This is a genomic window from Nitrospinota bacterium (assembly GCA_009873635.1).
Classification (GTDB): domain Bacteria; phylum Nitrospinota; class Nitrospinia; order Nitrospinales; family VA-1; genus LS-NOB.
The window spans coordinates 1-7,466 of record WAHY01000041.1; the positions used below are offsets into that span (position 1 = coordinate 1).

Sequence of the window (7,466 nt, forward strand, 5' to 3'; positions counted from 1 at the left end):
ATATGGGTTTGTGTTTTCAGAGTCTTAGTAAGTCTTTAGTCCTTTTTCATACCACCTGCGCAAATTGTTAAAAATACTCTAAAATTAAATGGAAAATCATTAGTTGATACTTCATAATGCCCCTGTAATTTTTGTACTTTGTTTGTCCTGCAACCCCTCTAAATTTCCCTGAACCCCTCACCAACATACACCCTCTCCCTAAATTTTTTCCCACACTAAATTTCTATTTACTGTCTTATTTTGATTTGACTACTGGTGTTTTTGGGTTTTGGTTTGATTCGTTTCGCGCGGTTTTAATAATCAAATTCTAATTTATAGGAATAATATTTTTATTATTTTTATCTGTCTAAAACGAATAATATTTCAATCTGATTTATTGAAAGGTTTTTTTAGTTGCAAATATGTTCCTTATTTTTTTCATAAGTTTCTAATGTCTATACTTCCAAATAATTCAAGTATAGATCAAGTATGTGGAAATTGTGGTGCCTGGAAAAGTGATCCTTTTGGAAAAGGAGGGATTGGAAATTGTCCATTTGACCAAGTGCTCTACACCGTTACCAAAAAATGTGAGAATGGAAGGTGGGTACCAAAATATGACCCTAAAGGGATCAGGTGGTATCGCAAATATGCGAAGGAAGGGTATGCTAGAGCACAATACAGTTTAGGAATGATGTATGAAATAGGAGAGTCAATTTCTCAGGATCTTGAATTAGCATATATGTGGTTCAGTCTTGCAAGTCGTCATGGGCATCCTGATGCTGTTAAACAAATTCAAGAATTAGAAAAGAAAATGACATTATCGCAAATAGAGAGAGCAAAAGATTTGGCAAAAAAAATGAATAATTATTGGTAGATTTTATCTTAAGTCCAGGAATTGTGCTTCACCCAAGTTGAACCCCATTGAACATTATTATCTGTTCGATGGGGTTCTTGATTTTGGAGTAGAAATAATAAGACCTGAAAAGAAGAGTTAAGACAATTTTGATGTTTTGTTTCTCAGCAAATGGTCGATGAGAGTCAGGGCAACCATGGCTTCTGCTATAGGGACGGCTCTTGGGGCAACGCATGGATCGTGCCTGCCTTCAACACGAATTTCAGCTTTTTTCCCTTTTTGGGTGATGGTTTCCTGAGCTTTGTTGATAGATGATGTCGGCTTCACGACCAGTTTGACAACGATATCCATTCCATTGGAAATGCCCCCCAGAATTCCTCCGGCATTATTGGTTTTAGTCGTTACTTTTTTATTCTTCATGACAAAGACATCGTTACACTCTGACCCGGTCATGGTTGCTGTTTGAAACCCTGCTCCAATTTCCATTCCTTTTACAGCGGGTATACTCATGACGGCCTTGGCCAGGTCCGCATCCAGTCTATCGAAGACAGGTTCTCCAAGTCCGGCTGGCACACCGCGGGCAATCACTTCAACCACACCTCCAAGAGAGTCGCCATTTTTACGCGCCTGCATGATAGCCTCCACCATTTTCTCGGCGGTTTTTGAATCAGGGCAACGCACGATATTTTTTTCGATTTCCTTAAAGTTTACAGTTGTTGCTGTGTGATGCCCTATTTGCCGGGTGAATCCAGTAATGGAGATTTTTTCTCTGGCTAAAAGCTTTTTAGCAATGGCTCCGGCGGCAACTCTGCCAACGGATTCCCGAGCACTCGATCGACCACCACCCCGGTAGTCTCGAAAACCAAATTTCATGTCGTAGGTATAATCCGCGTGTCCGGGGCGATAGAGATGTTTGATCAATTCATATTTTGATGAATCGGCATCTTTATTATCGACACGCATTGAAATAGGCGTCCCGGTCGTTTTACCTTTAAAGATGCCAGACATAATTAGTATCTTGTCACCCTCTTTGCGAGTGGTGGTTACTTTGCTTTGACCGGTTCGTCGTCGATCTAGATCTTTTTGGATATCAGATTCTTTAAGAGGTAGTCCAGCCGGGCAACCTTCTACAACAACCCCAACACCCTCGCCGTGGGATTCTCCCCAGGTTGTAATTTTAAATAGTTTTCCGAAACTGCTTCCAGACATAATTTATAGTACTTATATAATTCTTCCCGCCAGAAAATGGCGGGCCGGTTGTATAGTTATATTTAATTAAACTATTGAATAATTTAGGTAAACTGATCTACGGCTGGGGAAGGCGGATGCGTGACTACAAGCGCCAGAAGGGATCTATCATTTGGTTAGGTACCTTAGAGGTACGAAAGAGGAGGAAGTCTTGAATTGAAACCCCTTATTAAGACTCTGCCTCTTCTTGAGCTCTCTCTTTTTCGTCTACAAGTTCTCTCAGCTCTTTACCAGCCTTGAAAAAAGGCACTTTTTTTGAAGGAACTTCAACTTTTTGCCCGGATTTGGGATTGCGTCCAACCCTGGCATTTCTTTGTCGGATTCGGAAACTTCCAAACCCTCTTAATTCGACTTTTTTTCCTTCTGCCAACGATTCAGTAATACTTGAAAAAACAGTATTGACTACAACCTCAGTCTGCTTTTTCGTCAGATTGATCTGGTTGGCCACTCTTTCAACAAGCTCTGCTTTAGTCATTAAAAAGTCTCCCCCAACCGGTAAACATTTTAACCGCGTCTACAAAAAGAATTCGGTGAAGTATATCATCAGGTGTAATTAAGTCAAGCCCAATATTTTAATGGGTTTACCGGCTTTCCGGTAACGGTTTTGGTGCTTGAAACAGATCATGTTTTGGTTAGGAGTTTATTGATCCGGCTATAGAAATTGCGTTCGGGATTTAATCTAACTTATTGATTTTATTATGGAAACCAGAGGTATTGAAGGCGGGGATGGGGAGATGGCGCTAAAGTTTCAGCCAGTCCGCTGGACAGAGAGCCTTGCAAAAACCAGTCAAGAAAATCTGTTTTCTCTTTTTGTTCAATGAGTTTAGGCCTGCCTGTGACCCCAATTTTTTTTGCCAGTAATTCGATTGTTTTCTCGAGTCCGCCCACTTCATCAATTAATTTGAGTTTTAATGCCTGTTGTCCGGTCATAATCCTCCCGTCAGCGATCTTATGGATTTCTGAAGGAGGCATGTTCCGACCTTTGGCAATGGCCTGAACAAATTGCTCATGAACATCGTCCACAACATCCTGTAAAAGCTTTTGTTCTTCAGGTGTCATGGACCGCAGGGGAGATCCCACATCTTTGAATTTACCACTTTTAATGACTTTTGGTTTAACACCTACTTTTTTTGTTAATTCCTCAATATTATTGAAAGCCATAACGGCAGAGATGCTACCCGTCAAGGTCCCGGGGTTGGCCAATATGTAGTCAGCCGCGCAGGCGATATAATATCCTCCTGAAGCGGCCACGGTTCCCATTGAAGCATAAACTGTTTTGCTATTTGCCCGCAGTTTCATGATTTCATTGTAAATCTCCTGGGCTGGAGCAACCGCCCCACCTGGAGAATCAATACGCAGGATCACGCCTCTTACTTGAGAATTGTGGCGATAGTCGGATAGCTGATTGACAATGTCTCGGGAATCCATCAGCAATCCCTGAACATTGACTACAGCGATTTCTCCAGAAGTGGACTTCCAGCGATCTGGCAATAATGCGGAGCCAACCGCTATTAAAACCATAACGGCAAATAGTCCCAGTACGAACCGCATAAAAGATCTGAAGAATGACCTCTGCGGCATGTTCTGATTTGTAGCTTGCATATTGATGATTCTGGACCCTCTCGGGTCCAGAGCTTTACAGGATTATTCTTCTTCTTTAAAAACTTCCAGGTCCACCTGTTCTTTTTCAATTTGCGAAATGTCGAGGTTTTCCAAAAAGGCTTTTATGCTTAAGGCAATTTTTTTACTGGAGGTATCTACTTTAATCACTTTTGCCTTGATTTCATCATCTACTTTTACTGCGGCTTCAGGTTCGGTAATTTTTTCAGAGCTGAGTTGTGAGACATGGATCAAGCCTTCTAATCCATCGCCAAACTCAGCGAACGCTCCGAACCCGGTTACTTTTATGATTTTTCCGCTCACTTCGGTACCGATAGGATAATTGGCCGCGATATCATCCCATGGGTCAGGTTGAAGCTGTTTAACTCCGAGGGAGATGCGACAATTTTCTTTATCGATACTGAGTACGGCAGAGGTGACCTTATCCTTTTTCTTTAAAACTTCGGAAGGATGTTTGATTTTTTTCCAGCTCAAATCGGATATATGGATCAAGCCATCAACACCATCTTCCAGTTCCACGAAGGCACCAAAATCAGTCAGGTTGCGAACAGTGCCTTCTACTTCAGAGCCAATGGGATATTTGTCTTCAATTTTTTCCCATGGGTTGGGCTCGATTTGTTTCATGCCGAGTGAAATCCGTTTTTTGTCTTTGTCGAGGGTGAGTACAACGGCTTCCACTTCATCACCTATAGAAACCATCTTGCTCGGGTGCTTGACATGTCGGCTCCAACTCATTTCAGAAATATGGACAAGTCCTTCTATTCCTTTTTCAAGCTCTACAAAAACTCCATAGTCGGTGATGCTGACCACTTTCCCCTTGATCTGGGTATTGACCGGGTATTTAGAATCAACATCCACCCATGGGTCGGCACTGGTTTGTTTGAGACCCAATGAGACGCGTTCTTTTTCTTTGTCGTACTTGAGAACCATGACGGTGACTTTGTCGCCGATGGAAAACATTTCCGAGGGATGGTTGACCCGTCCCCATGACATATCGGTAATATGCAAAAGACCGTCAATTCCTCCCAGGTCGATGAATACACCGTATTCGGTGATGTTTTTGACAATGCCTTCAATGAGGTTTCCTTCGCTCATTCTTTCGAGCGTTCCCTCACGAACCTGTTTGCGTTGTTCTTCCAGGAGAATCCTTCGCGACAGAACAATATTGCCGCGTTTTTTATTCATCTTGATGATTTTCATGTCAAACTTTTCGCCAAGCAATTTTTCCAGGTTACGAATTGGGCGAAGGTCGATCTGGGAACCAGGCAGGAAAGCCTTAAGCCCAATATCAACCGTTAAACCACCCTTTGCTTTGGCGACCACTACACCTTGAATGATTTCGTCCGCTTCATAGGTCTGGACCAGATCATCCCAGATTTTTATTTTATTGGCTTTTTCTTTGGACAAAACAACATTGCCGTCATTGTCTTCAACCTTTTCAAGAAATACCTCAACTTCTTCATCAATTTGCAGGTTTTTGCCGTTTTCAGGAAATTCGGAAAGTGAGACCATTCCTTCTGATTTGAAGCCGACATCAATGGTGGCCAGTCCGTTTGAAATGGCTATGACTTTTCCCATTATGATTTGCGAAGCCTTGAACCGGCCAAGGCTGTCGTTAAAAAATTCTTCCATTTCTTCATATGCGGCAGTTTGGGTAGGAGTCAACTCCTCCAGTTCCGCCTTGTCATCATTTTCCATTTGCTCTAAAAGTTCTTTGGATATTTTCATGACTGCATGATTCTCACTTTCTCTTGGGTTATTTAAGGTTATTTATTTTTTTAAAAACATGATTGGTAACATCTTCAATACTTAATCGAGTGGTATCAACTTCGAGCGCGTCGTCTGCCTTGACCAGGGGAGAGATTTCACGGTTTCGGTCCTCATGGTCACGCTGCTTTATTTCCTCGATAATATTATTTAATTTCAAATCGGGAATTTTAGATTTCAATTCCTCATATCGTCGCCGTCCTCTCTCTTCAGCGTCCGCGACAAAAAAAAACTTTTTATCGGCTTTGGGGAAAACGACGGTTCCAATATCGCGTCCATCCATCACCACGTTTCCGGTTTGGCCAATTTGACGTTGTCGCAAGACCAACGCTTCCCGAACAAATTTCTGAGCGGCTACAGTAGCGGCTCCTCGTCCTACGGTTTCATTTTTTAAAAGGGCGGTGACGTTTTCACCTTCCACCAGTACTGTTTGCCCTTCTTCAGCCGGAACAAATTCTATTTCCAGCGTCTCGGCAATACGCGCCATGGCATCTTCATCATCCAGGTTGATGCCTTTCTGCAGTGCGGTCCAGGCCACTGCCCGGTACATGGCGCCCGTGTCTATATACCTGTAGTTCAAGCGCTTTGCGACCAGTTTGGCAACAGTGCTTTTACCACTTCCTGCGGGACCATCTATCGCGATTATCATTCTCTTAAACCACTTTGAGCCGGTATTGGTTTGCCGCAGCAAATTCTTTTTTCAGTACGTCTCCGTCCTTTTTTTCAATATTTTCCCTGATTTGTTCCAGCTTGGCTTGAAACCGATCAATCAGCTCAAGCGTATGTTCCCGGTTGGAAAGGCATATATCTCTCCACATAACCGGGTCACTGGAAGCGATACGGGTAATGTCTTTCAGTCCGGCACCTGAAAAAGCTGTGACATCACGGTTGTCCGGAGTTTTCAAGTCGCCAAGTGTATTCATCAGGGCGTAAGCCACGACATGAGGTAAATGGCTCACAGCGCCAAAAACATAATCATGCTCTTCTGTGGTTAACTCTATGACGTTCATGCCGACAGCTTGCCAAAGCTCACAGGTTTTTTTCAGGGCTGTCTTACCTGTTTGCTCAGTTGGTGTGACAATACATTTTGCGCCTTGATACAAATCAGCGGTAGAAGCTTCCAGTCCTGAGTTTTCACCACCGGCGATAGGATGTGATCCGACAAAAAAAATGCCATTAGGAACAATTTTATCCGTGTCATGGACAACGGAACCTTTAACCGAACCAACATCAGTGATTAAAGCACCGGGCTGAACGTGCGGTATTATTTTTTCTATCAAAGGCACAATTGTAGAGACCGGAGTACATATTACGATCAAGTCGGCATCGTTCACCGCGGCTGCCAAATCTGCAGGGCAATGATCAATAATATTTAAACTCCTGGCTTTCTCAAGATTCTCACGGTTTCTGCCAAAACCGTTGATCTCTCCAACAAGGTCCCTCTCTTTGCAGGCTTTTGCCAAAGAGGCTCCAAGCAGGCCAACGCCTATTACTGTCATCTTTCTAAACAGCATTATGTTTTCCCCTGTTCAGGATAAGAACCCAGTACTCTTAAAAACAGGGTTTGCTTGCCCAAAGTCTTTAAGACCTGCTGAACGGTCTTGTCTTCAACATGCCCTGTGAAATCGACGTAAAATAAATATTCCCAGGGCCGGTTACGCAATGGCCGCGACTGTATTTTCGACAGATTGAGTTTGTTTTTGGCAAATAGCTGCAAGATTTTGAGTAATGACCCGGATTCATCAGCTATGGAAAATATCAGGGACGTTTTATTCTTCCTGGCCTTATTAGCTTTGTCTTTTGAAATGACCAGAAACCGTGTGTGGTTTTCAGCCCGATCCTGAATATTTTTATTGAGAACTTTTAATCCATAGACCTCAGCAGCCAGTTCCCCGGCAATGGCAGCGGCGTTTTTATGTTTTTTGGCCAATTCAGCAGCCTGGGCCGTGCTTGAAGCAGGAACCTGCTCAACACCTGGCAGGTTGCTATTCAGCCAGTT

General features: G+C 43.0%; 8 protein-coding genes. 1 reads left to right on the forward strand and 7 read right to left on the reverse strand.

Going from position 1 to position 7,466, the window contains the following annotated elements; translation table 11 throughout:
- Nucleotides 1–430 precede the first annotated feature (430 nt).
- Nucleotides 431–853, forward strand: a complete 423-nt coding sequence (locus F3741_12480) for a sel1 repeat family protein (protein MZG31593.1) — start codon at nucleotides 431–433, stop codon at nucleotides 851–853.
- 117 nt (nucleotides 854–970) lie between these two features.
- On the opposite strand, the gene aroC is transcribed toward F3741_12480, so the two are convergent.
- The 7 genes from aroC to F3741_12515 all read right to left on the reverse strand — a co-directional run.
- A complete protein-coding gene (aroC, locus tag F3741_12485) occupies nucleotides 971–2,041 on the reverse strand; it encodes a chorismate synthase (GenBank protein MZG31594.1) in 1,071 nt (356 codons plus the stop codon).
- A 208-nt stretch (nucleotides 2,042–2,249) separates the two neighbouring features.
- The gene (locus F3741_12490) at nucleotides 2,250–2,555 is read right to left on the reverse strand and encodes an integration host factor subunit beta (protein ID MZG31595.1); all 306 of its coding nucleotides are present in this window, start codon (nucleotides 2,553–2,555) and stop codon (nucleotides 2,250–2,252) included.
- Between the two features lie 221 nt (nucleotides 2,556–2,776).
- On the reverse strand, nucleotides 2,777–3,682 hold the full coding sequence (gene sppA, locus F3741_12495) for a signal peptide peptidase SppA (protein ID MZG31596.1): 906 nt from the start codon (nucleotides 3,680–3,682) through the stop codon (nucleotides 2,777–2,779).
- Between the two features lie 42 nt (nucleotides 3,683–3,724).
- A complete protein-coding gene (locus tag F3741_12500) occupies nucleotides 3,725–5,398 on the reverse strand; it encodes a 30S ribosomal protein S1 (protein MZG31597.1) in 1,674 nt (557 codons plus the stop codon).
- 58 nt (nucleotides 5,399–5,456) lie between these two features.
- Nucleotides 5,457–6,116, reverse strand: a complete 660-nt coding sequence (locus F3741_12505; GenBank protein ID MZG31598.1) for a (d)CMP kinase — start codon at nucleotides 6,114–6,116, stop codon at nucleotides 5,457–5,459.
- A gap of 4 nt (nucleotides 6,117–6,120) precedes the next feature.
- Nucleotides 6,121–6,966 (reverse strand): prephenate dehydrogenase/arogenate dehydrogenase family protein, encoded by an 846-nt coding sequence (locus tag F3741_12510; GenBank protein ID MZG31599.1) that lies wholly within the window; start codon nucleotides 6,964–6,966, stop codon nucleotides 6,121–6,123.
- Between the two features lie 14 nt (nucleotides 6,967–6,980).
- On the reverse strand, nucleotides 6,981–7,466 hold a 486-nt coding region (locus tag F3741_12515; protein MZG31600.1), incomplete at its 5' end, for an ACT domain-containing protein.

Coding starts and splice junctions, on each gene's coding strand:
- F3741_12500 (MZG31597.1), bottom strand. CDS start 5,398: ATGGAAAATGATGACAAGGCGGAACTGGAGGAGTTGACTCCTACCCAA.
- sppA (MZG31596.1), bottom strand. CDS start 3,682: ATGCAAGCTACAAATCAGAACATGCCGCAGAGGTCATTCTTCAGATCT.
- F3741_12510 (MZG31599.1), bottom strand. CDS start 6,966: ATGACAGTAATAGGCGTTGGCCTGCTTGGAGCCTCTTTGGCAAAAGCC.
- F3741_12490 (MZG31595.1), bottom strand. CDS start 2,555: ATGACTAAAGCAGAGCTTGTTGAAAGAGTGGCCAACCAGATCAATCTG.
- F3741_12505 (MZG31598.1), bottom strand. CDS start 6,116: ATGATAATCGCGATAGATGGTCCCGCAGGAAGTGGTAAAAGCACTGTT.
- F3741_12480 (MZG31593.1), top strand. CDS start 431: ATGTCTATACTTCCAAATAATTCAAGTATAGATCAAGTATGTGGAAAT.
- aroC (MZG31594.1), bottom strand. CDS start 2,041: ATGTCTGGAAGCAGTTTCGGAAAACTATTTAAAATTACAACCTGGGGA.